This window comes from Mesorhizobium tamadayense, assembly GCF_003863365.1.
In the GTDB taxonomy this organism is placed as follows: domain Bacteria; phylum Pseudomonadota; class Alphaproteobacteria; order Rhizobiales; family Rhizobiaceae; genus Mesorhizobium; species Mesorhizobium tamadayense.
Window position 1 is genome coordinate 1 of sequence record NZ_RQXT01000128.1, and the last position, 2513, is coordinate 2513.

3 protein-coding genes are annotated in these 2513 nt (G+C 66.3%); 1 reads left to right on the forward strand and 2 read right to left on the reverse strand.

Going from position 1 to position 2513, the window contains the following annotated elements; translation table 11 throughout:
* Nucleotides 1–319 precede the first annotated feature (319 nt).
* Nucleotides 320–1561, forward strand: a complete 1242-nt coding sequence (locus tag EH240_RS36685) for a glycosyltransferase (RefSeq protein WP_125007205.1) — start codon at nt 320–322, stop codon at nt 1559–1561.
* 2 nt (nt 1562–1563) lie between these two features.
* On the opposite strand, the gene EH240_RS36690 is transcribed toward EH240_RS36685, so the two are convergent.
* Together EH240_RS36690 and EH240_RS38650 are read right to left on the reverse strand one after the other, a co-directional pair.
* Nucleotides 1564–2319, reverse strand: coding sequence for a bestrophin-like domain (locus EH240_RS36690; RefSeq protein ID WP_125007206.1), 756 nt, complete (start codon nt 2317–2319; stop codon nt 1564–1566).
* 2 nt (nt 2320–2321) lie between these two features.
* Nucleotides 2322–2513, reverse strand: a 192-nt coding sequence (locus EH240_RS38650; protein WP_206075393.1) for a hypothetical protein, incomplete at its 5' end; no start/stop codon positions are given.

Here is a 2513-nt window from a genome sequence, read left to right on the forward strand (position 1 = left end):
AGCGATCGGCGTTCCGGCCAATCTCCGAGGCATGCCACCTGCCCAACGCAAACATATCCGACCGGGTCATAATTTCTGTGCTGGTAACCAGGTCGCCATCGCCTGTTGCCGCTTTGGCCGGATCGTGCCCTTGCCGCGGTCGGCGCTCCGAGCACGATCAGCGCGCGGCAAGTGGGATCGACTTGTGGGGATTGCGGAGCGAAGAGATATCTACCCCTCCCAGAGAATAGATATGGCGCACCCCGGGCTTGCGGCAAGACCACGGCCATGGCGTATGTACGCTTCCCTTGGCCTGAATTTTTAGGAAAGGGAAATTTGCATGCGGATTTTGTTGTCGACCTACGGCTCGCGCGGCGACGTCGAGCCGGTAGTGGCGCTCGGGGAGCGGCTGCAGGCGCTCGGCGCCGAGGTGCGGGTGAGTGTCCCCGGTGATGCGGAGTTTGCCGCGCTGTGCGCCCGCGCCGGCGTGCCGCTGGTGCCGGCCTTCGCGCCGGTGCGCGAATGGGTGAAGGAGATGACGCGGCGCAGGGCATCGGCGTCTCCCGAGAGCCGGGCCGAGCTTATCTCCGGCCAGGCGGCCGAGATCGTCGCCAGGCAATACGATGCGCTCATGGCGGCCGCCGAAGGCTGCGACGCCGTGGTGGCGTGCGGCCTTTTCCCCTCCTGTGCCGCCGCGCGGCTGGTCGCCGAGCAACGGGGAATCCGCTACATCCTTGCCACCTTCTGTCCGATCTGGCTGCCGTCGGCCCACAACCGGCCGCATGAATATCCGGGACATCCGCTTCCAGCCGGCATGACCGACAACAGAGCGCTCTGGGACCATGATATCGCGACCAAGTACGCGCTGTTCGGCAAAGCGATCAACAGCCACCGCGCGTCGCTCGGCTTGCCTGCGGTGGACAATGTCCGCGACTACGTCTTCGGTGATCCTGTCTTGCTCGCCTGCGACCCGACGCTCGGACCGTGGCTGCCCTCGGATCTGACCGACGCCCTGCAGACCGGCGCTTGGATCTTGGCCGACGAACGGCCGCTTCCCGGCGGGCTGGAAGCGTTCCTCGAAGCGGGCTCGCCCCCGGTCTATGTCGGCTTCGGCTCCATTGCGGTCGCCAGCGAAGCCGGCCGCGCTGCCATCGAGGCGATCCGCGCCAAGGGCCGGCGCACGGTGATGGCGCATGGCTGGGCCGAGCTCGGCCTGATCGACGATCGCGACGATTGCTTCGCCGTCGGCGACGTCAACCAGCAGGCGCTGTTTGGCCGCGTGGCCGCCGCCATGCATCATGGCGGCGCCGGCACGACAGTCGCCGCCGCGCGGGCAGGGGCGCCGCAGGTGGTGGTGCCGCAGATCGGCGATCAGCCCTATTGGGCACGGCGTGTGGCCGAACTCGGCATCGGTGCAACGCATGACGGCCCGATGCCGACAGCGGAGCCATTGTCGGCGGCGCTGGAGACGGCGCTGGCGCCCGAAACCCGCGTCCGCGCGAACGCGATCGCTCGCTTGATCCGCGCCGACGGCGGCGAGGTGGCGGCGAAGCTATTGGTTGATATGTTGAGCCGGCCGTGATCTCACTGCGTCAGTTCCGTCAGCGCCCTTTGCAGGGGCGCCGGCGAGATCTGGATCGGGCCGGAGAAGGGCGTGTCCATGTCCATGATCAGGTAGATGGCGGAGGCCGCCAAGGCGCCCGAGATGACGAACGTGCCGACGACGGTGCCGTTGCGCGGCGCCCGGAAGCCGAAACTAGCGAAGATCAGCGTCAGCCATGCGACGAGCAGCGCGATCAGCGGTTCGGGGATGATGCCGTCGGACTGCTCGACCAGCACCCAGCGCTCTTCGATCACCTTCTGCAACTGCTGCTGCGCATTCTGCAGCGTCGCGGCTCGTCTCGCTTCGGGCGGGGTCAGCGCCGCCAACTGGTCGCCGACCTGGTTGAGCAACAGTTCCGACAGCCGGTTGGCGACCGCCGGCGTCCTTTGGGCGGGCGAGGTGGCGTCGACGAGCCGCTGCAGATAGGCGCTGAGCGAGGCGCGCGCCGCGCCGGTCTCAGGTCCGTATTGCCTGAGCGAACGGTCGAGCAGGATCAGTTGCGTCGCGAAATTGTGGACGTTGTGGTCGATGGTCTCGAACGTGTTCTTGGCCGAATTGATCATCAGGCCGAGCACCAATGAGGACATCACCACGAAGAGGTTGGCGGCAAGCCGCACCACGGCGCTGGTGTCGTCCTGGCGGTGGTGGGCGGGAAAGTGCTCGTAGATCATCAGGCTGGCCAGCGCGGCCCCGGCCAGACAAGCAAAGATTGCTATCCCTACGAGCACCTCGCCCATGGCTAATATTGCGCACGGGAGAGGGCGCTTGCCAATTGCCCCGGAGAGGTTGAATCAGTCTGGCAGCATAATGGGCTATGTTGTTGTTTCGGCAGGATGCTTTCGGGATGGCTTCGGGCGAAGCGGAACGAAAAATGGCTCAGCAAGCGATCCTTCGCGCCCCCCTCTGTCCTGCCGGACATCTCCCCCGCAAG